Below are 22,869 nucleotides of genomic sequence, written 5' to 3' on the forward strand. Positions count from 1 at the left end.
TATAAATTAACGGATAAACCAGATTACGCAGGAAAATATGCTAGCATAAAAATTGGTATATGGATTACTTATAATGAAGACGGAAACGTAATAGAGGAAAAAGATTATAAAGACGGTATAGAGTAACGCGCTTATATTGTTTCCTTGTCCATCATCCAATAATATATAATTTTAAAAAAAGAGACTATCTTAAAAGCTAAGATATAGTTGTAAACTGTGATATCACAGTGATTGTATATATTTTGTAAAGTCTCTACTAGTATTTTTCTTTCGTTAAGTGCCATAGGTATTAGATGAAACCATACTCTTCTTACTTTCTCTCTTGTTTATTAAACTGTAGTCAAGTAGAATATATTCTAGTATATTTAATGGTATATAAATAACTAATTTTAATACCGATAACCATGAGTGGAAAAATCATTATTAATATTTTCATTATTTTATGTTCGTTATCAGGGTGGAGCCAAACTATGGCCTACGAAACCAAAAAAGCGCAAAAAATTGCAGATGGTTCCATTTTTACCAAAATAATTAATCGAGAAGCCCCTGCTACTATAGCATATGAAGATAATGATATTATTGCCTTCCTCCCACTACGACTACAAGCTCCTGTTCATTTATTAATCGTGCCTAAAAAAGAAATTCACACAATGAATGACATTACAGAAGAAGATACCATGTTAATTGGTAAGATGTTTTTAGTCGCCAAAAAATTAGCCCAAGAAAAAGGAATTGATAAAACAGGGTATCGCCTTACCATCAATACTAATGAAGATGCAGGGCAGTCAGTATTTCATATACATTTACATTTAGTGGGTGGAGAAATGTTGCCCCCTATGTTACCAAGAAAGGAAAAATAACAAAACAAAATATTGAAAAATAGGATTTTAATATTTTATTTTCGGAAATGAATTTCCCCAATATATATTCTCTTCTCTTATAGATAGTTTAATTTAAAAACGAATCAGAAAATCTATTCTTTATAACTTTGATTTTATTAATTTTTAATGATTGGTTTAATGAAAAACAAACATTGGATCAATCTGGTTAGAATTACTTGAAATAACCCATAAAATTTTTAGTTTTATAAATCATCACAATGCTATTCCCATCCATTGCAAACAGCACTGATTCTGCTATTTATTGATGTGTCACAGGAGCACTAGTCTCCTCCATTTTCTGTTTTGATAATAACTATTATAGTTTAGCACCAGTACTCGGCTAATTTTCATTGGGTTATCTTAATTTATTTAATTCTAGCGTTATGTTTATAGTAATTTATTTACAGTTTAATATTGCTCCTTAAATTATTTTATATATTTACTTTTAATTAATTAAAACGATGAATAAACCTTTCTCTGTTTGTGAGGAACAGGTATATAATGGACTTTATAAAAAACACGCAGAAAGCCTTAGAAACCATCTTTACTTTAAGTTTGGAGACTTAAAGCAGGCTGAAGATATTGTACAAGAATCGTTCATTAAATTATGGACTAAGTGTAGTACCATTATTTATGAAAAGGCTGCTAGTTTTCTCTACACAGTATCAAGAAACTTATATATAGATTCTTTAAGATCGAAAAAAGTTGCATTAAAATTTGAAAAAAATAGCAGTCCAGTGCAAGATAATGAAGATCCTTATTTTCATTTAAGAACAAAAGAGTTTAAACAAAAAATAGAAGCTACCATATCTGCATTACCAGAAAAGCAAAGAGAAGCTTTTTTATTAAATCGAATTGAAAAACTTACGTATAAAGAAATAGCGCAAAAATTAGAAATTAGTCAAACAGCTGTAGAAAAACGAATTGCCAATGCACTTGTTAAACTTAAGGAAATAACAGAATTACAAAAACGTAATATATAAAGGTTGGGTACTATCATACCCTAAACGTATATAGCATGATTGTAATCAAAAATAGGTAAGCGTGAATAATAAATTTACTAAAGATAATTTAATTGCCAGATGGCTAGATGATCGTTTAAATGAAGACGAACAAAAAGAATTAGATGCGTCTGGAGAATTGGATGAGTTAAAAGTTGTTATAGATGATATTGATACTTGGCAAGTAGAAAAATTTGATGTTGATGCAGGTCTAGAAGACCTCCAAAAACGTAAAAAACTCTTCATCTCTCCTACTCCAACAAAAGAACGAAATACACGCTATTGGTTATCTATCGCTGCTAGTTTCTTGATATTGATTAGCGGTGGGTATTTTTCTTGGTACTATTTTTCGAATCAAACAACAACCATAAATACATCCATTGGAGAAACTAAGTCAATTACCTTGCCTAGTGGTTCGCAAATTAAGTTAGATGCTTTGTCTAGTATATCCTATACCGAGAAAGATTGGGAAAATTCTAGAACTGTACATCTAAGCGGTCAAGCTTTTTTTGATGTTACCAAAGGAAACTCATTTACCGTCTTAACTAAAGTAGGCACGGTTCAGGTTTTAGGAACCCAATTTAATGTAAACGCAACTAGCAAAATATTTGAAGTTAAATGCTATGAGGGAAAAGTAAATGTTACCTATAAAACAGACGAAAAAATAGTAGTAAAAGGAGAATCTGTTTCCGTAAAAAAAGACCGCTTATTTAGCTTCTCACATACTACAGCAACTCCTGATTGGATGAATGGGTATAGCAAATATAACGAAGTCGTTTTATCAGAAATTGTAGTTGACTTAGAAAAGTATTACAAAACAAAAATAAAACTCCCCAAAAAGTATGAAAACTTACAGTTTACAGGCACATTAACTCATAAAAACCTAAAAATGGCCTTGAAAACCTTATTCATCTCTATGGAAATAGAATATAGTGTAGATAATAATAATGTAGTGATTATAAAATAATATATGAATTTGAGAGGGTTCTCATATCAGTTTTTTTTGTTCATTTTTTGGTTCTATTTAATAAATAATAGTTCTGCGCAAACATACGATCTCATAAAGCTTTCGGATAAATTAGAGCGACTAGAACAAAATTTTAATGTAATTTTTTCTTATAACCATACTTTATTTGATACTATTTTTTTGGATCAGGATGTTGATTGTAAAACGCTTACAGATTGCATTATGATGATCAAAAAGAGTGTTCCTGTAAAATTTGAAAAGAGTGATACTCGCAATTATATAGTTCTGCCGATACGAAAAGATATTAACTTCGAAGTAATTGATACTGAAACTAATGAAAACATAACTTCTTTAGAATATAAAATCAATGATGGACCGGTACAAAACATGCTCGCAGAAGATAATTTGTTTACACTAAAAAACATATTTCTTCTTGATTTCATTCATATTCTATCATATTCTTACGATAACATTCATATAAAAGCTAACGATTTACTGCAGACAAAAAAGCTAAGCTTAACAAAAAAACAATTCCATCTTAGTGAAATAATTTTGAGTAGTTATTTAATAAAGGGTATTGATGCCAATATTAGTGATCATAGCTTACAAATTAATACAGCCTCTTTAGGTTTATTAGCAGGTGAAACAGATGGAGATATTTTTAATGTTCTAAACAATATTCCCGGAATACATTCTCCCAGCGGAAAATCAGGAAATCTTAATTTTAGAGGAAATACGTATGATCAGAATCTTGTACAGATAGACGATATACCTATTTACCATTCAGGGCACTTTTTAGGAGCAATTTCACCGTATAATTCTTCTATAGTTACCAATATAGAAGTTCAAAGAAATATGTTACCTGTAAAATTTGGTGGTCGTGTTGGTGGGCTTATTGACATGACAACAAGTAACAATATTCCTGATAGTAACCAGTATGAAGTTGCCATCAACACATTATTTGCCGGAGCCACTATTAAAACAAAACTTATAGAAGATAAACTATCATTTTCTGCTGCTTTTAGAACGAGTTACCCTAGTTTTAAAACTCCCAAATTGGAAGCCATTTCTACACTTATTTTTCAAGGAAGTAGATTAGAATCTATAGCAGACGAAGTAAATACTAATTCAAACTTTACTTTTGGTTTTTCGGATATGAATGCTAATTTGAACTACAAAATTAACGATAAACACACTGCCTCGGTATCTTTTATAAATATTCAAAATAATTTATTTGCCAAAATTGAAGATACAAATAATGATAACCAAACCGACTTTAGAGAATTAGAACTGGATAATTGGGGGATTACAGGTAAATGGGAAGCTAGTTTCTCTGAAAAATTGACAACTGAATTAAGGGTGAGTAAATCTAATATGAACCTTATTAGTGTTAGCGAAGGTTTTGTATCAGATGAAAGATCAAATATAGAAAAATATGATACTACCATTTCTGATACCCGTTTGATAGCAGAAGTAGTCTACACATATAATCCTAGTGTAGCGCTTGAAGCAGGTTATACCTTAACAGAACATCAATTAATTAGTAACGAATTGGAGCAAGAAAACAATATTGACTCCAAGAGAGATCAAGGTGGAACTGTACATACTACTTATCTATCCTTACAAAAAAGCTGGAAAGATAAACTGAATATCAATATAGGGCTGCGTAATAATTACTATTCTCCTTTTAAAAAAATATATGTAAACCCTAGATTATCTGCCACTTATGCTATAAGCAACGTGTTTTACTTAAAATCCTCCTTGGGAACATCAAATCAATTTATTCAAAAAAAAATGAATTATGATTTTGATGATTTTAATATTACCAATCAACTCTGGTTTTTACCGAATGATGACATCACTGCATTACAAGGAATTCAAACAATGCTTGGTGGTGTTTTTAACAAATCTAAATGGCTAATAGATTTAGAATTATTTCATAAAAAAACGAATAATATCACCAATAAGTTAGATGATGCTCAAGGAAATATTTCTAGCATAGGAGCAAACCTGTTTATTAAGAAAAGATGGCAAAAACTAGAAACCTGGATAAGTTATGCCATAAGTAAAACTGAAACAGATTTTGATAATATTAAAACTGATGCTTTCTACGACCAAAGGCATATAATAAATTTAACGGGCTTACTAAACCTTAATCAGTGGAAATTTGCAATTTCTTGGGGTTATTTTTCTGGGATGCCCGTAATTTTTTCGGATGAAATGGATAATAATAATCCAGATACGATACCTTCTAATCGTTTTGATCCATTACACCAATTAGATTTTTCTTCTTCATATACCTTTTACAATTCATCAAAAAGTTTTAAAACGGTTATTGGTTTATCGATACTTAATGTATATAATCAAGATAATATTGTAAATGTTTTTCAAAACACATCAAATAATACCTACAGAAAAGCAAGTAACTTCTCTCCTAATCTTCAAGTTAATTTATTCTTTTAAAACACTATAAAACAATGGTTTACACATTGTTTGGCGCTTATATATATTTTTTAAAAAAAATTGGGTTGGGTAAAAATAGAACTCACACGTATTACAAACAAACGAGCACACTATAATGTATATAATGATGCTTTTAATGTGAAATTTATTAATACCAAAAAATTATGAAAATAAAGAATTTAAAATGCACCACAGTTTTAGCAATTAGTTTATTAATTTTTCAATCCTGTAGCACTGATGATAGTTTTATAGACGATACTGATACTAATACCTCGGTTAGTACGGTTAAAGTAACAGATGATGCAACACAGTTAATTACAGAGTGGGCTGATCTTTGGGTATCCCTAGATCAATATACTGAAAGAATGAGACCAAATATAGTAACAAGGTCACTGGCGTATATCCATTTAACTGGATATGAAACTGCTGTTCCTTTTATGAATAACTACACTTCTAATACACAGAGATTTAATGGTTTTACAATTAATTCAAATGTACTAGAGGATAATGTAAATATATCTGTCGCCTTAAATACTGCATATGCTATAGCGATCGACCATTTTATGCATAACCTAGAGAATGGTGTACGACAAAATATTACGAATTTTCAGAATGAAAAAGAAGAAGAATTATCAGCAGGTCTTTCGGAATCTGAAATAGAAAACTCCGAAGACTGGGGGCGACATGTAGCCCAACGTGTGATTGCCTATGCACAAACTGACCGAGATGCTGAAGAACAAATAGTCAACCCAACACCTAGAAATTATATCGCTCCAATTGGTATAGGTTTATGGACCCCTAATGAAAATGAAGACGCTTGGTTTCCATATTGGAGAGAAGTTAGAACATTCGCCATAACACCTAATGAATCAACTAGTATTGATTTTGATACTGTTTTAGCATATAGTACCAACACATCTAGTGATTATTATGAACAAATGAATGAAGTTTATGAAGTTTCTACTACCGCTAGAGAAAATGATAATGAAAATTTGTGGATAGCAGAATTTTGGGCAGATGATGTAGAAGGACTTATGATTAGTCCACCAGGAAGACAGTTCTCTATCGCTAATCAATTAATACGACAGAATGATTTAACCTTTGATAGAACCTTAGAACTTTTGTTAAGACTAGGTTTTGCATTGAATGATGCCGCGGTTTCTGCCTGGGACGATAAGTATACTTATAATATAGAACGTCCTAGCAACTATATTACTGAGTATATTGATGAAGGGTTTACAACTAATTTATCAAAATTTATAGAAGAAGCTAATCCAGCATTCCCAAGTTATCCATCTGGTCATGCAACATTTGCAGGAGTATCTGCAGGAGTTTTTATTGGTTTTTTTGGAACAGATAACATTAATTTTACGGATACAACATATAGTGATTTTACAGATTTAGAATTTAATGGTACCCCACGAAGTTTTAGTTCTTTTTCTGAAATGGCCACCGAAAATGCTTATTCGCGTGTACCATTAGGGGTTCATGTAGAACAAGATGCAATTGAAGGATTACGATTAGGATACGAAATTTCGGATGCCATAAATAGTATAAATTTGCAGTAAGTAAACACATAAATAATACCTTGAAGTCATCCTAAAATAGTCAATATATTTTAGGGTGACTTTATATATGTGTTCACTTTTAATGTGTTCACTTTTATTTCTTTACATCGTCATTTAATACAAAAATTATGTATTAAAGGAATTCTTATTTACAAATTCTAAGAATTTTGGTTTATACTGCTCTGAAACTGTAATACGTTTATCATTAATGATAATTTGACTGCGTTCGATCATTTCAATATTTTTTAGAGACACAATAAAAGATTTATGAACTCTCAAAAATTGCGTCTCTGGTAGTTCTTCTTGTAGCGATTTTAAACTCATTAAGGTTAAAATCGGCTTCGGATTATCTTTTAACCATATTTTAATATAGTCCTTAAGTCCTTCAAAATAAAGAACATCTGACAATACAATGCGTAGTTGTTTGTATTCAGACTTCACAAAAAGGAATTCTTTTTCTTTAGAAAAAATAGTTTGCTGCTTCCTTTTTACCAAGGAAATCCAAGTACGCGCTTTATTGGCAGCCGCCAAAAACTCAGCATAATCAAAAGGTTTAAGTAAGTAGTCCAACGCTTCTACTTTAAAGCTTTCTATTGCATATTGATCAAATGCTGTCGTAAAAATTACACGTGTATCTTTAGGTAGCATTTTTGAAAACTCCAGTCCGGTTAAATCAGGCATTTGTATATCTAGAAATAGTAAATCTATGGGGTTATTTTTTATAAACTCCATAGCTACAATAGCATTACTGCATTTCTTTTTAAGCTCTAAAAACGGTGTTTTCACTACATACCCTTCTACCAGATTAAGGGCCATGGGCTCATCATCTACTATAACACAAGTAATTTTTAGATTGTTCATAATTCAGTTTGTTTCTATTTCTAAGGTTGCTATAAAGCGTTCGTCTTTTAAATTGGTTGTAAACCTGAATTTATCTGTATATAATAATTCTAAACGTTTTTCTAAATTTTGGAGCCCAATACCTGAACCGCTTTTATCCTCTGTTTTTTTTGGGAAATTGTTATTTTCTACTGAAAATAATACTGTTTTGTCATTACAGGTCATATCTATAGTAATCTCACTATTTTTATTGGCAGACACTCCATGCTTAAAGGCATTTTCAATTAATGAAATAAATAATAGCGGAGCAATTTCAATTCCTGTTTCTTTGGAAGGAAAATTATAATTTACAGTTGTTTTGTCTGAAACTCTTAACTTCATTAAATCGATATATTTTTTTAGAAAATCGATTTCTTTGGTAAGTGCCACCATTTCAAAATTTGTTTCATAAAGCATATAGCGCATTAATTTACTTAAACTATGAATAGAAGATTTAGCCTGATCTGGAGAAATATCTATCATAGAATAAATATTGTTTAATGAATTAAAAAAGAAATGCGGTTGCAATTGATAATGTAGATGTTGTAATTCTGATTTCAATTTAAAATTAGCTGCTTCCTTTCGTTCTCCTTCTATTTTAACCCAACGCTTTGTAGATTTCAAAGCTATTGAAAATAATAGCGGAGCCATATACGATAACATCTGGATATAGATAAATAGTTTTTTAGGAGGACCTGTATTTTCTCCAGTATTAGCGCGTCTTTTTTTAATAAGTTCATGAAAAATGATCTCTCCAATTTGTTCTTTCAGAAATATGAAAAAAGCAATTAAAACTAAATTAATAATAATAAATTGAGTTGTTTTTTTGGTGAAAAAATAGCGATCTATGAATACAAAAAAATTCAGATAAAAAATGATTGCATAAAACAGAATAGGGATCCAAAAATGGGCCACTACCCTATTAATCTCTTGTTGTTCATAAGACAAAATATAGGGCATACTAAATAAGACAAACCAAACAAGTATGTGGGATAATATGGTAATTTTTTTGTTTTTATGCATAATTTATTATTCGTAACGTAAAGCAGTTATTGGGTCTAATACTGAAGCCTTTTTTGCTGGGTACCATCCAAAAAAGATACCTGTTACAGCACAAACTACAAATGATATTACTATTGAGTACAGTGCAACACTTGTAGGCCAATTTAGGAATTTTTCTATAAAAAAAGTGGCTCCCAACCCAAGGATTACCCCCAAGAAACCTCCGGTAATACTTATTAATATCGCTTCTATTAAAAACTGCATTAAAATATCAGAACCCTTACCTCCTACTGCCATACGCAGCCCTATTTCTTTGGTACGTTCTTTTACAGAAACATACATGATATTCATTATACCAATACCACCAATCAATAATGAAATACTTGCCACAGCCACTAAAAGTATGGTTAGCATTTCGCTGGTAGAACTAAATGTCGATATAAGCTCTTCCATAGAACGTACATGAAAATCATCATCATGGGTTATTTTATGCTGAACACGCAAAATATCAGTAACTTGCAATACAGCATTCGGAGCCTCTTCTTCACTAATTGCAGAAGCAACTATTGACCCTAAATGATCGATTGCCAAAATACGTTTTTGTACTGTGGTATAAGGCGCAAGGACGATATCATCTTGATCTTGACCAAAGGTATTTTCTCCTTTTTCTTCTAATACACCAATAACTTTAAAAGGAATGTTATTAAAACGAATCATTTGACCAACAGGATCATTTCCATCAGGAAAAACATTATCAACGACCGTTTGTCCAATTAAGGCTACTTTTGAGGCTGATTGTACTTCGGCATGAGTAAACATACTTCCGCTCTGCAAATCTGTTGATCTAATTTTTAGGTAATCACTATTAACCCCAAAAATAGAAGATGGCCAATTATTAGACCCGCTAATAACTTGACCATTACCATTTACTTGTGGTGTAATATAAGTCAATAAAGTTGCTTGCTCTTTTAATGCATGATAGTCTTTGAGTGTTAGGGTCTCCATCTCACTACCTCCTTGTCGTACACCACCACGAACATCAGATCCTGGTCTCACCGTAATCATATTCGATCCCATATTTGAAATGGTAGCACGAATACTTTCCTTTGAACCCTCACCAATGGCCAACATAGCAATTACAGAAGCTACACCTATTATTATTCCTAACATGGTTAACAAGGTTCTGGTTTTATTAAGAATAATAGCTTTATAAGCGATTTTTAGTAAATTTAATAGTCTCATAATTCATCGTCTTGTTTCGGTAATTTTGCTAATTCGTCTGCTACAGATTGTATATTATGGTTTTTATAATCCTGTATAATATCTCCATCTTTTAGTACAATAGTTCTATTGCTAAATGCCGCGATATCGGTCTCATGTGTAACAAATGTGATGGTGATCCCCTGTTGTTGGTTTAACTCCTGAAACAAAGACATAATCTCGTAAGATGTACGTGTATCTAGATTTCCTGTAGCTTCATCAGCTAGAATCATCACTGGATTATTAACCAACGATCGGGCAATAGCAACACGTTGTTGTTGACCACCCGAAAGCTGTGCAGGAGTATGATCTAATCTATCACTTAGCCCAACCTTTTCTAAAGCACTAATAGCACGTTTTCTTCTCTCTTTGCTAGACACCTTACTATTATAAACAAGCGGTAATTCTACGTTCTCGATTGCAGACGTTCTTGCCAATAAATTATACGATTGAAAAATGAATCCAATTTTTTCATTTCTAATAGTAGCTAATTCATTTCTAGAAAGGTCTTTTACTTTTACTCCATCAATTTCATAAATTCCCGAAGTAGGTTGATCTAAGCACCCTAGAATATTTAAGACAGTACTTTTACCCGAACCACTTGATCCCATAATAGTTACAAAATCGCCTTCATTGATGTCAAACGAAATACCTCTTAACGCATGAACCGTTTCGGTTCCCATTACAAATTCACGTTTTAAGTCTTCTATTTTAATGATTTTTTTACTCATGCCTATTTACTTTTTTTTACCCCCTGGTCGTTGTGGCATAAATGGACTATTGCTTGTCCCTTCTTTTTTTCCTTTAGATGTACTAACACCTTTTAGACTGTACACCAATTTATCATCTTGGTTAATACCACTTAATAATTGTACATGCACGCCATCACTTGCACCTAATGTCACTTTTTTGGGAGTAATTCTTCCATTATTTTCTAATACCCAAAGCGTTGTTTCATCTGTGGGTTGCTTAGTATGAGGGTTTGGTAATTGCTGTTGTCTATTATACGTTACTAAAGCTTCTGTTTCTGGTCTAAAATTGATAGCTTTTGCTTCGGCTGTTAAAACATTATTCAGTTCTAAAGTATAAATAGAAATCGTTGCTGTTAACCCTGGTTTCAATTTCAAATCCGGATTATCTGCCTTAATAACAACAGTGTATGTTACTACATTAGAAGTTACTGTAGGGTCTAATCTTACTTGAGTAACGACACCTTCAAAAATTTCGCCTATGTATGCATCTACTGTAAATTCGACACGTTGCCCTTGGTTGACTTGTCCTATATCTGCTTCATCTACATCTGCTTCTACTTGCATTTCCTTAAGGTCTTGAGCAATTGTAAATAAAGTTGGTGTACTTAAGCTTGCTGCAACAGTTTGTCCTTCGTCTATTGCTCTTGACAATACAACCCCGTTAATAGGCGAATAAATGTTAGCATAGCCCAAATTGGTTCTTGCCTGTTGCAAATCTGACAATCGCTGTGTTACAGTACCTTTTGCAGTCTGATAATTATAGTAGGCATCATCAAAATCAGATTTACTAATTACTTGATTTTCAAATAAATTTTTCTGTCTCTCATAAATGGTTTGAGTATAATTTCTTTGACTTACAGCATTGTCATAAGCTGCTTGTGCCTGTATCTTTGAAGCATTGAGATTCGTTTTATCTAACTCTGCAATAAGCTGTCCTTCTTTGACCTGACTATTATAGTCTACATATATTTTTTCTACAACTCCAGATACTTGAGTACCAACCTCTACTTGAGTTATCGGTTCTAATGTTCCTGTTGCGGTAACCATAGTTGTAACATTGGCTTTTTTGGCTGGCACTGTTTTTACTTCAATAATAATAGCATCACCACCTCTTATAAAAAAGTAACCTACAATTGCAAGTACTGTAATTACAGCACTACTGATTATGATTTTCTTTTTAATATTCATATTAATTTGATTATAGATTGATGTCGTTTCCTTGATAGAATTGTAATAATTGATAGTATAAAATATTTAGGTATTTAGCTTGTAAATAGTTTTGTTGTGCATTAGTGAATATGTTTTGACTAATCACCAAATCTGTAGTACTTAAGCCCCCTAATTCATACTTTTTTTGAGCCAATTTGTATGATTGTTCGGCTGCATTTTTTGAAGCTTCTGCTGCAATAACTTGTTCTTGGGCAGATACAGCATTCTGATAGGCAGTTTCTACTTTTTTATAAACCTCTTTCTCTGTACTTTGCTTTTGTATTAACGATTTTTCTATATTAATAGTTGCCGTTTGTATTGCCGCTTTTGTTTGATTTCTATTAAAAATGGGAATGCTTAACGACACACCTAATCTTTGATTAAAATTAACATTAAACTGATCTGAAAATGTATTTTCATTAATACTGGTGTAACCAGAGCCTACACTTCCGGATAAGGATAGTGTTGGTAAAAAACCTCCTTTGGCGATATCTAACTCTTTCTCGTTTACGGCTATATTTAAGTTACTAGATTGAATTTCTGGTAAAAACTGTAGCGCTTTACTATAAACATCTATTTTGTTAAGTTCGAACTGTATTGAATCCTGATCTTCATTAATGGTTTCAATTTCTAAATCCTCGATTGGAGATAATTCTAATAACTGTTTTAGTACAATAATATATTGTTTATACTCATTTTTTGAAGCGATAACAGTGTATCTATTGGTCGCTGCTTGACTTTGTGCTTCAGTATAATCACTTAACGCAATGTTACCCGCATCCAAACGTGCTTTGGCTCTTAAAACTTCTTTTTCTGAAGCTTCTAGATTATTTTCTGCAATAGTGATACTTTCCTTACTATAAAGTGCTTGTAAATAAGTTTCTAAAAGATTTAAAACAATGTTGTTTTTTTCTACTTCTTCTTCAAAAATACTTTGCTCTAATAGCAGTTTATTTTGTTTAATCTGATTGTTGACTTGATTTCCCTGAAACAAGGTTACAGAACTATTAATCCCCACATTTGTACTATGGATTTGGTCTGATACAAAATCGCTTGTAATAGGATCTATGGTATTACCGTTAGAAAAATTTTGTGATGCGTTTCCAAATAAATTAGGTAATCTAGATGATCTAGCCCTGTTATAATCTACTTCGGCAATATTTTTATTTAATGCAGCATCTTTAATTGTGATATTATTTTCTAATGCATACTCAATACAATCTTCTAGCGACCATATTTTTGGTGTCGTATTAATTGTAGTATTTTGTGCAAAGAAGAATTCTACACATAATAGGCTTACAATGATTAGATATAATTTCATTTTTTTGAGTGTTATTTATGAACACCTCAAAGATGAAATTATATACAATCTTAATAAAAAGGAATAGATGTTTGAGGGTATTGACTATACTAAAGCCCCTTATTTATCGATGAGAATATTTAATTTTTATAACCAATAATACCATTTTACCGTTCTATAAGTTTAGTGCCAATGATAGATTTATAAACTTGAGTACGTAATGTTCTGCTAATTTTAATTTTTGTTTTTCCTATATGAATTAAGTTTCCTTCTAGTTTATTAACATGATTTATACCTACTAAATAATATCGATGCACTCTCATAAATTTTTCTTTCGGCAACACACGCTCTATATTTTTTAATGAAACTAGAGTAAGATATCTATCTTTATTGGTAGTGTTAATGTAGATATAATCATTAGCAGTTTCTATGTATGTTATGTCATCTATAAAAACTTTGATCACCATACCATCTGATTTAATAAAAATATGGCTTTGACCATTCTCTATATTCACCTTCTTATCTAACATCACATAAATACTGTTTAAGGAGTTAAACAGTACATGCGTATTAATTTGGTTATTTGTAAGATCTAATTCTGATGCCAATTGCCTTTGCTCTAAGTCTTTTATTAATTGATCTTTTTTATACCATTCATCAATCAGAAACAAAACCATAGATAAGCATATAGAAATGATCACTTCAGTAAATACAGCTATTTTTCCTCGAATGGATTCAAAAAAATCTGATGTTGATATATCAATATTTTCGAAGTACAAAGAAAGATAATAAGACGTAGTTAAAGTGATTACAACTATGGCTACAATCAATAACAAAATGTAACTTGCAATTCGTTTTTTTAATAAAAATATTGGAATTAAAAAATAAAGATTGATATATAGTAAAATAGCATAGGACAAAAAGGGAATGGCATTTGTTTTTAAATTTTCTAATATATTAATGTTATAATTAAGGTCGTGCACACTCCATAAAAGAAGATATACTATCCAAAATATGATATGCTTAGAAACTTTACTGAAAGTAACATTCATTTGATTAAGATAAGAATAAAAGTGCTATTTTTTTAAGATGAAACCTTCTTTAACTTTAAGAACAATACTTTTATTAATATTAAAAATATCGAGTAAAGGATTCTTGTCTACTACTAAAAAACTACCTTCAAAGCCTTCTTTAAGCTTACCTATTTTACGATTTGGAAAAATGGTGTTACTTGCGTTTTCTGTCCACATCTTGAGTAATTCTTGATTAGAAAAAATATCTAATTCATATAAAAAATTAAACTCCTGAACTGAATTATCAGTATATATATCAGAACCTATGGCCAGTTTTACTCCTACTTTCTTTAATAGTTTTAAATTGAAGCTTACATTCTCTATCAAAGCTTTATAATTTTCTTTTCCTTTATTCTTTTTTACAAGTGACACAGTAGTAACCACTGTAATATCGTTTTTTTTTGCCAAAATAGCATCGTCAAGATCAATACGTTTGCCATTATGAATTTCTGGCAAATGTGCAATTTCATCAACTTTTGAACTAACAGCTACATGAAAATCATATGCAGTGGCCACATGAGCACTTACTCTTAAGTTAGAGGCATGGGCTTTCTTAACTATATCCGGAATTAATTTTGGATCTAGTCCCTTTTTACCAAAAAAAGTAGTATCATTTTTTCGTTCATCATACTCTTCAGAATACAGTAAATTTAGTTTGATAAAATTTGGGGAGAAGGACAAAATTTTGTCCCATTTTTTATTTAAATCTTCTAAGTCATTAATGATGACATACCCATGATATTCAATTTCTTCAATAGAATTAAAAAGGTCTTTAAAACGACCGTATTCGAGAAATTTTTTTCGAAGAGCTATTGGATGTCCTCCAGAAGCCGTTAATGGTGCATGTGCCATACTAATATCTAAACCATCATATTTATTATAATGATGCATTAAAGGAGTAATTCTTTTTTTTATGGACGATAAGAGTTTTACATAAAAAACACCATTGCTCAAATACGAATTAATTCTTTCTTCTAATTTGTAATCGCTTTCCAGATTATGATTATGGGCTTCTGCAAATGGGGGTATTACAAATTTGGCTGATAAATCAATAATTGTATCTACTTTCCCTCTATTTTCAAAATGAATTAGCCCATTTTTTAGCCACACAGTTTTCTTTTCAAAAATCTCTCCATTATACCAATTACCATTGATGCATTGGATAACACGATTTTTTGAATTCATACCTCTATTTTTTTGTGCGATACAAGAAAAGTATGAACATATAAACAAAAGTAGAGCGCAATATATTTTCATTTTTATTCTATTTAACCTAATCGTAAAGAAATTAGAAAAAGAACAGAAGTTCAAAATTAATAGCTGTATGGATAGTCGTAATAGGTAGACCGCGTTAGATAATAGGCGATTCGCTATTAACTACAAAATTATGCTACACACTCTTATAATCGAACTAATAGTACATATTCTACTCACTGTTTTAAAGGAATTTATCATTAGAAAAAATTAAAACACATAGCATACTGATAGTCAATACCTGAGTACTTTCACCTAGTTTTTTTGACCTATTATACGAACGAAAAAAAGATTTTTATCGACAAATACTTGGTGATTTATTACTAATTATAGAATATCTCCTCATAGGTACTAGTAAATTTTTATTATTACTGATCTCTTAAACCTAACAGTAGTTCCAATGAATAAAAATAATAACCTATTATTTACTTTACCTATACCCTTTGCTATTTCAACACCAAAAAGTTCAATACTCCTTGCATTACTTTTGATTTTTAGCATTACTACAAACGCTCAAAATGGAGTCGATTGGCTAGAAGGATCCTGGGGAGTAACCTTCCCTATATATGGCGGTCCACGGCTTAACACAGAAATAAACAACAACGGTTACGACTATAGGGCTGGTGCTCAAGAAATTGTAGATAATTTACCTGATGCAGGACATATAATTACCAATTTAGGCAATTTTGCGGCTTCACATGAATTTACCTTAAGAATGAATGATGAAATTGGTGATGTAGGATCACTAATACACGAAAGTTGTGTTCCTAGTCTTGAAAATGAACAAGTTATTTTTGATGTACTGCAAATATTCAAAAACTCAGGAAAAAAAGTCATCTTATATGTGTCTATTAGTTATTTTTCTAGGGCTAGTGATGAAGCCCAAGCAGCTTGGTTAGCTTATTATACTTCAGAATATGGCGGAGATCAATATGCTGCCTATAAAGATCTTATTAAAGGATATATAAGCCGTCTAGCTCCTTATGCAGATGGATATTGGTTAGATACCGGTGTCGGAATTGACAATAGTGGTAATATGCCTGATTTTATTGCTATGATCAAAGAAACAGATCCAGGAGCAATAGTCAGTGCAAATAGAGGTAAAAATTATGTAAGAGATTTATCTGGTATAAAAATATCTGTTGATACTGATGGTACAAATGATGACGATGAGAGAGAATATAATGTCATTCTTCATGAACCATTGAATTCGTATCAAGATTTTACACATGGTCACGTTACACCAATTGGACATGGCGCACCAACAAATTCATGGGGATATGATGAATTTACATTACCCAACATGATAGCAGCACCATGGATTGATTACAATGGAAAACAGGTTCTAAAACACGGATGGTTTCCTACCAGAAGGAGGTGGCACTTACCACAAGAGGACCTAATGTTTGATTTAGAGCAAGCCTATCGATTTGTAAAAAGTGTTTCTGATGCAGGAGCATCCATAACCTTTGCTACTACTACCGCAAGTGCTAGTCTAGGAAATGCCGGACATATGATGTCTGATGAAATGGCGATATTAAAAGAAGTCAATGACAGGTTAGAAATGAATACCCCTCCGGACTTTATACCCTATACAAGGCCTGACGGTGCTTGGTTGGTTGGAGAACAAGAATTACCATCTCAATCAATAAATTTTCCTGCCATCCCGACAAAAGAAGTTGGAGATGCAGATTTTTCACCTGGTGCAACCGCTAGTTCAGGTTTATCCGTTAGCTACACGAGTTCAAATCCTAAGGTTGCTGTTATTGAAAATGGTAAAATTAAAATTATTGCTCCGGGTACTTCAATAATAACTGCATCACAGATAGGTGTTCCTACATATAGATGCGCACCATGGGTAACAAAAATATTGACTGTTAATGGAACGTCTCCTCCATCTGAAGATAACCTTGCCTTAAACGGTACTGCTACACAATCATCTAATCATCCTGATGGTGGCGGAGAAGCATCTTTGGCTATTGATGAAAATACCAATGGTGTCTGGGGACAGGGTTCAGTAACCCGAACATCGAATGAAAAAGATCCTTGGTGGCAAGTTGATTTAGGATCAGATTATGTGATTGACACTATCAAGGTTTTTGCTCGTACAGATAATTGCTGTAATACCCGATTGTCTAATTTTGATGTTATTGTTATCGATAGCAATGGCAATACAACCTATACAAAAACATATAACACCTATCCCGATCCATCTACAACAGTTGATGTGGGTGGAGTCACTGGTCAAATTATTAAAATACAACAGTATCATACCGGTATCGTACTAAATTTAGCAGAAGTAGAAGTGTACGGCAGTGAACAATCAGCATGCACAACATTTACAAAAATTGAAGCTGAAGATTATGATACGATGTCTGGAGTAGAAATAGAATCCTCTGCTGATAGTGACGGTGGACAACAAATTGGTTATATACAAAATGGTGATTGGCTAAGGTTTAATAATATTGACGTAACCTGTGCTAGCACGATAGATGCACGGGTATCAAGCAAAAACTCTGGCGGAGACATTGAAGTAAGATTAGACGGAGTTTCTGGGACTTTAATTGCTACTATCCCCGTGGCTACTACAGGGTCCTGGACTACCTATGATACAGTAAGTTCAGCAATTAACTCAGTAAGCGGAACTCATGATATCTATCTGGTATTTACAGGTGGTAATGGGTATTTATTAAATTTAAACTGGTTTGAGTTCAATGAATCATCGACCATAACAATACCAGAAAATCAAACTGTTGGCCCGTGGGACATTACCGAATTACGAGAAGTCCCAAATTGGGAAACCTCTACTGTTGATGCTGAAGATGGAATGACAGGAATACTATACGAATCAATCGATTACTTAGGTAATAAAGTAGAGGTATTCGCCTATTACAGTGCCCCCAGTGGTACCCCACCTGTCGGAGGATGGCCAGCTGCTATATTTGCGCATGGTGGAGGCGGTACAGCCTTTCCTCAGGCAGTAAAATATTGGAATGATAAAGGGTATGCCGCCATTAGCATGGACTTAGAAGGACAATACCCCAATAATGAAAATACACCTAACCCTGGCCCAAGACGTGTTGGCGTTTGGGATGATTACAAATTACCTATCGAAGAGCAATGGTATTATCATGCAGTTGCTCAAATTTTGAAAGCACATTCCCTCATAGCTTCTTTCCCTGAGGTTAATGCAAATAAAATTGGACTTATAGGAGCTAGCTGGGGCGGAACACTAACAAGTACCGTAATGGGAGTGGATAATCGACTGGCATGGGCGATACCTGTTTATGGTGCCGGATTTCTATCAGAATCAGATGGTCATCAGGGTGATGCTTTAGCTGCTGGTGACGAAACAGAATTTGTAAACGCAAATTATGATGGAAGCATCTATTTTGATAATGTTACCTTTCCTACCCTATGGCTCAATGGACTTAATGATCATCATTTTTCTATTACATGTAATCAACTATCATCTGAAGCAGTACAGGGTCCTACAACTTTAATGTACCTTGATAATTTTGCACATGGACATCTCACCTGGAGAAATCGAGATGAAGTTTACATCTTTGCAAATCAAGTGGTGAATGGAGGTGTACCCCTACCAGAATTTGAAAAACCGTACATGATTTCAAACAAAGCCTATGCTACCGCTAGCTCAAGTGTCGGGCTAAGTAGTGCTGAGTTATTTTATACTACAGATGGGGATGAGATAGATTGGAATGAAAGGAACTGGTCATCTATTGATGCGAACATTTCTGGTAATACCATTTCGGCAAATATACCTACAGATGCACATGTCATCTTTTTTACCGCAACAGATTCTCGTGATCTTATGGTAACTTCTGAGTACCTTTTGATTTCAGATACCTCTTCTCCTCCAGCTACGGGCGAAAACCTGGCCTTAAATGGTACAGCCGAACAGTCATCTACTAATTATGGAGCAGAAGCATCAAGAGCTATCGATGGAAATACAAATGGCACATTTAATTCAGGGTCAGTAACACATACCAATGCTGATCAGACTCCGTATTGGCAAGTAACTCTTGACTCCGAATATTCTATTGGCGATATTAATATTTTTGGAAGAACTGATGACTGCTGTTTAGAAAGGTTATCTAATTTTACCGTTATGGTCTATGATAGTAATGGTGAAAGAACCTTTGTTAAAACGTTCTCAGAATATCCTGATCCATCTATTACGATAAATGCCGGAGGTGTTAATGGAAATTTAATACGAATTAGAAGTAATCTCAGTCAAGCATTATCCTTAGCAGAAGTCGAGGTATATAGAGCAGTAGAATGCACTAGTTTTTCAGTTATTCAAGCCGAAGATTTTGATACCATGTCAGGAGTCGTGGTAGAATCATCATCAGACACAGGAGCAGGACAACAACTCGGCTATATACAAAATGGTGATTGGTCTATGTTTAGTAATATCGACCTTAGCTGTGCCACTTCTATTGACGCGCGTGTCTCAAGTATACATTCTGGTGGAAATATTGAAGTAAGACTTGATGGAGTCTCTGGGACTCTAATTACAACAATACCAATAACCACAACGGGTTCATGGACTAATTATACAACTTTAAGTGAGTTAATTAACTCAGAAGTAAGTGGAACTCATGATGTGTATTTGGTATTTACAGGTGGTAACGGGTATTTACTAAATTTAAACTGGATAGAATTTTCTGACAGTCAGGAAAAAACAAACTTTGATGCTACAAATATATTTTCTGCATTCCCAAATCCGGTAACAGATATACTCACCATAAACACTAATGGTTCAAAGGCTGCAAAGCTTGATATCATAAATTATGCAGGACAATATGTATTTTCTCAACATATCAGTGAAGAAAATCTTACTGTCGATTTAAGTAATCTCTCTTCTGGCATATATATGGTCAAAATAACAGATGAGAAACAAATCCAGGTAAAGAAAATAATCAAAATTTAAGATAATACAAACTCAAACTCGTTAGCGATTAAATTCTGGAAGTACGCAATTGTAAATCTACTCTATGTAGAAATAGGTTATAAGAACTACGGTCGTTTATAAAACGTCAAAAAATTCTAGTTAAACCAAAAACCCAATTTATCGTTTCGAATAATCAATTTAAATCAAAAAAACATGAAAAAAAAACATGAAAGTTTATTTATTGTCTTTGCAAGTAAACTTATTTCCCCCCTGAAAAAAGCGTGTTTATTATTTACTCTATTCTTTTTTTCTTTCTTAATAAATGCTCAAAGTGAAAATCAAGAAGCTATAAGTAATGTTTTCAAAACTTTCAACAACAGCCAGCCAACAAAATTAAGTTCATCTGGTTTTAGTTTTACTAAAGAATTTAGCAACTCTGGATCCTACTGGAAATATGATAATCCTGAGACAGACCTATACTTAGCTAAGTTGTCGTATGAAGATCCCAATAACCCTGATTTATCTTATGATGCTAGACTATCAACAGGTGGGAATATTTACTCTTTTAGAACCGTTTCTGGAGAATGTATACCACCACAACATGGCACAGAAAGCGCGAACTATGAAGGTATTATGAGAACAGCATGGACAGAAGCGGTCTGGCACGTAGTTGCTACAGACGTTGAACAAAACCAGATTGATCAATATATGCTTCATCAAGGTGGTGCATACGGTAATATCCCAGAAACCGATTATTACCCTTTCTATGGTTTTCAAATAGCAGATTATTATGATAATACAACTCAAGAATATAGTACAGCATCTTGGTTACAAATTGGTCATCCCAAAGCTACAGTAAATAGTGGTCTTATTACGGAAATATTGATTTGGACAAAATACCGTAATATAGGAAATGGAGTCATTCAAGTAGACTATGCATTATATAATTTTGGTGATGGTACAGTCGGTAGAGTGAATTCTCCATATATCTGTACACGTGAGTCTACTCATCCCAATATATTTTTATCGAACCCAGATAACTCCTATGTAGAAAGAGAAGGTAATTGGACACAAGGTTTTTTTAATAACTCAACTACAAATGGTTGGATAGGATATTCTTCAAACAGCGCAGGGACTCAACCTAGTTACGGGTTTGTATTTAATAATGATTATGGTAGATCTAGGTTTGGATTTGTTAGTCTAGCTAAGGACCAAAATAACTTTACATCTGTTAGAACAGATAAAAGTATGTCATTTGGGAAAATTCTGAACCTTAGGTATTTTATTGTATTAGGTGATAATATAAGTGATATCCAAGCTGCTGCTGCAGAATATAAGAATGATACTTTTTATGATTTGCGAACAGTAGGCGCTTCAGATGTGCAAAGTGAAAATTATTATTTTGAAAAATCTAACTCTAATACAATTACTGCATTTAACACAAACAATGCCTCACAAGGGCTTAATTTAAAGCTACAGCCTTATAATAATAGTTATCCCCTTTTCATAGTGACTAATTCACAAGGAGTATCTAGAGTAACCACAGATTTATATACCTATGCTGACTATCCTTGGGATGGACAAACAGCCGATATTAAATTACTAGGATTCAGTGATTATAAAGCAACGGTTAATGATTTTGTTTCTGAAACAATTAGTTCAGGTGATAGCTATACATTTCCAGATGGCACTACAATGTCTAATATAACCTCAGATGTATACCAAATAAGTTTTACAGGTACCGTTGATGAATACAGACAGTATACTCAAACACATTTAGAAGTTTTAGGTGGGGATGATGATGATGAAAATCTTGCTTTAGACGGAACAGCAACACAGTCAACAACATTAAATAACGCTGATGCCTCACTAGCTATTGATGGAAATACGAATGGAAATTTTGGAAGTGGTTCTGTAACTGCTTCACAAGGACCAAATGCTTGGTGGCAAGTTGACCTTGGAGACGACCACAGTATTGATGAAATAAAAGTCTTTAATAGAACAAATACCTGCTGCACAAATCGATTGGCCAATTTTACAATATATGTAATTGATAGTAATGGCACTATAACGTATTCAGAAACGATAACCGATACTCCTACTCCATCTGTAACCATAGAGGTTGATGGTTCTGTCGGACAAGTAGTAAGAATTGAATCAAATCTTACTAATACGTTAAACTTGGCAGAAGTTGAAGTATATGGATCGGCTGTAGTATGCCCAGACTTTACAACTATAGAAGCTGAAAATTTTGATACTATGTCGGGAGTAGTAATAGAATCATCTTCTGATACGGGAGCAGGACAACAACTTGGGTATATACAAAATGGTGATTGGTCTATGTT

The 22,869-nt window shown here is 32.8% G+C and carries 15 protein-coding genes; 7 read left to right on the forward strand and 8 right to left on the reverse strand.

The window, feature by feature from the left end; all coding sequences use genetic code 11:
- Positions 1-404 precede the first annotated feature (404 nt).
- The 5 genes from DZ60_RS0121210 (at position 405) to DZ60_RS0121235 (ending at position 6,880) form a co-directional block, all read left to right on the forward strand.
- Complete coding sequence (locus DZ60_RS0121210) at positions 405-860, forward strand: histidine triad nucleotide-binding protein (protein ID WP_241448771.1); 456 nt, start codon at positions 405-407, stop codon at positions 858-860.
- 482 nt (positions 861-1,342) lie between these two features.
- Positions 1,343-1,864 (forward strand): RNA polymerase sigma factor, encoded by a 522-nt coding sequence (locus tag DZ60_RS0121215; RefSeq protein ID WP_025744024.1) that lies wholly within the window; start codon positions 1,343-1,345, stop codon positions 1,862-1,864.
- Positions 1,865-1,925: 61 nt separating this feature from the next.
- Complete coding sequence (locus tag DZ60_RS0121220; protein WP_025744025.1) at positions 1,926-2,849, forward strand: FecR family protein; 924 nt, start codon at positions 1,926-1,928, stop codon at positions 2,847-2,849.
- A 3-nt stretch (positions 2,850-2,852) separates the two neighbouring features.
- Positions 2,853-5,312, forward strand: coding sequence for a TonB-dependent receptor plug domain-containing protein (locus DZ60_RS0121225; protein ID WP_025744026.1), 2,460 nt, complete (start codon positions 2,853-2,855; stop codon positions 5,310-5,312).
- 164 nt (positions 5,313-5,476) lie between these two features.
- Positions 5,477-6,880 (forward strand): vanadium-dependent haloperoxidase, encoded by a 1,404-nt coding sequence (locus DZ60_RS0121235; protein WP_025744027.1) that lies wholly within the window; start codon positions 5,477-5,479, stop codon positions 6,878-6,880.
- A gap of 126 nt (positions 6,881-7,006) precedes the next feature.
- Here the strand turns inward: DZ60_RS0121235 and DZ60_RS0121240 are convergent, their stop codons facing one another.
- The 8 genes from DZ60_RS0121240 to DZ60_RS0121275 all read right to left on the reverse strand — a co-directional run bounded on the left by DZ60_RS0121240 (position 7,007) and on the right by DZ60_RS0121275 (position 15,540).
- Complete coding sequence (locus DZ60_RS0121240) at positions 7,007-7,741, reverse strand: LytR/AlgR family response regulator transcription factor (protein ID WP_025744028.1); 735 nt, start codon at positions 7,739-7,741, stop codon at positions 7,007-7,009.
- A 3-nt stretch (positions 7,742-7,744) separates the two neighbouring features.
- Positions 7,745-8,782 carry a sensor histidine kinase gene (locus tag DZ60_RS0121245; RefSeq protein WP_025744029.1) on the reverse strand — a complete coding sequence of 346 codons (1,038 nt, stop codon included), beginning with the start codon at positions 8,780-8,782 and terminating at the stop codon, positions 7,745-7,747.
- A 6-nt stretch (positions 8,783-8,788) separates the two neighbouring features.
- Positions 8,789-10,003, reverse strand: coding sequence for an ABC transporter permease (locus DZ60_RS0121250; RefSeq protein WP_025744030.1), 1,215 nt, complete (start codon positions 10,001-10,003; stop codon positions 8,789-8,791).
- Positions 10,000-10,752, reverse strand: coding sequence for an ABC transporter ATP-binding protein (locus DZ60_RS0121255; protein ID WP_025744031.1), 753 nt, complete (start codon positions 10,750-10,752; stop codon positions 10,000-10,002). The genes DZ60_RS0121250 and DZ60_RS0121255 overlap by 4 nt, the downstream gene beginning before the upstream one ends.
- Positions 10,753-10,758: 6 nt before the next feature.
- A complete protein-coding gene (locus DZ60_RS0121260) occupies positions 10,759-11,967 on the reverse strand; it encodes an efflux RND transporter periplasmic adaptor subunit (protein ID WP_152537495.1) in 1,209 nt (402 codons plus the stop codon).
- Between the two features lie 4 nt (positions 11,968-11,971).
- Positions 11,972-13,303 (reverse strand): TolC family protein, encoded by a 1,332-nt coding sequence (locus DZ60_RS0121265; protein WP_025744033.1) that lies wholly within the window; start codon positions 13,301-13,303, stop codon positions 11,972-11,974.
- Positions 13,304-13,449: 146 nt separating this feature from the next.
- Positions 13,450-14,334, reverse strand: coding sequence for a LytTR family transcriptional regulator DNA-binding domain-containing protein (locus DZ60_RS24540; protein ID WP_025744034.1), 885 nt, complete (start codon positions 14,332-14,334; stop codon positions 13,450-13,452).
- Between the two features lie 24 nt (positions 14,335-14,358).
- Positions 14,359-15,540: an amidohydrolase family protein gene (locus tag DZ60_RS0121275; RefSeq protein WP_025744035.1), complete on the reverse strand. Its 1,182-nt coding sequence runs from the start codon at positions 15,538-15,540 to the stop codon at positions 14,359-14,361.
- Between the two features lie 469 nt (positions 15,541-16,009).
- On the opposite strand from DZ60_RS0121275, the gene DZ60_RS24545 reads away from it, so the two are divergent.
- Both DZ60_RS24545 and DZ60_RS23610 read left to right on the forward strand, forming a co-directional pair.
- Positions 16,010-20,563: a carbohydrate-binding protein gene (locus tag DZ60_RS24545; protein ID WP_025744037.1), complete on the forward strand. Its 4,554-nt coding sequence runs from the start codon at positions 16,010-16,012 to the stop codon at positions 20,561-20,563.
- 174 nt (positions 20,564-20,737) lie between these two features.
- Positions 20,738-22,869: galactose-binding domain-containing protein (locus DZ60_RS23610; RefSeq protein ID WP_034230290.1), on the forward strand; the 2,132-nt coding region annotated here is incomplete at its 3' end.

The sequence above is a fragment of the Aquimarina pacifica genome (assembly GCF_000520955.1).
Lineage (GTDB): Bacteria > Bacteroidota > Bacteroidia > Flavobacteriales > Flavobacteriaceae > Aquimarina > Aquimarina pacifica.

Coding starts and splice junctions, on each gene's coding strand:
- DZ60_RS24545 (WP_025744037.1), top strand. CDS start 16,010: ATGAATAAAAATAATAACCTATTATTTACTTTACCTATACCCTTTGCT.
- DZ60_RS0121210 (WP_241448771.1), top strand. CDS start 405: ATGAGTGGAAAAATCATTATTAATATTTTCATTATTTTATGTTCGTTA.
- DZ60_RS0121275 (WP_025744035.1), bottom strand. CDS start 15,540: ATGAATTCAAAAAATCGTGTTATCCAATGCATCAATGGTAATTGGTAT.
- DZ60_RS0121225 (WP_025744026.1), top strand. CDS start 2,853: ATGAATTTGAGAGGGTTCTCATATCAGTTTTTTTTGTTCATTTTTTGG.
- DZ60_RS0121255 (WP_025744031.1), bottom strand. CDS start 10,752: ATGAGTAAAAAAATCATTAAAATAGAAGACTTAAAACGTGAATTTGTA.
- DZ60_RS0121250 (WP_025744030.1), bottom strand. CDS start 10,003: ATGAGACTATTAAATTTACTAAAAATCGCTTATAAAGCTATTATTCTT.
- DZ60_RS0121215 (WP_025744024.1), top strand. CDS start 1,343: ATGAATAAACCTTTCTCTGTTTGTGAGGAACAGGTATATAATGGACTT.
- DZ60_RS0121245 (WP_025744029.1), bottom strand. CDS start 8,782: ATGCATAAAAACAAAAAAATTACCATATTATCCCACATACTTGTTTGG.
- DZ60_RS0121240 (WP_025744028.1), bottom strand. CDS start 7,741: ATGAACAATCTAAAAATTACTTGTGTTATAGTAGATGATGAGCCCATG.
- DZ60_RS0121265 (WP_025744033.1), bottom strand. CDS start 13,303: ATGAAATTATATCTAATCATTGTAAGCCTATTATGTGTAGAATTCTTC.
- DZ60_RS0121235 (WP_025744027.1), top strand. CDS start 5,477: ATGAAAATAAAGAATTTAAAATGCACCACAGTTTTAGCAATTAGTTTA.
- DZ60_RS24540 (WP_025744034.1), bottom strand. CDS start 14,334: ATGAATGTTACTTTCAGTAAAGTTTCTAAGCATATCATATTTTGGATA.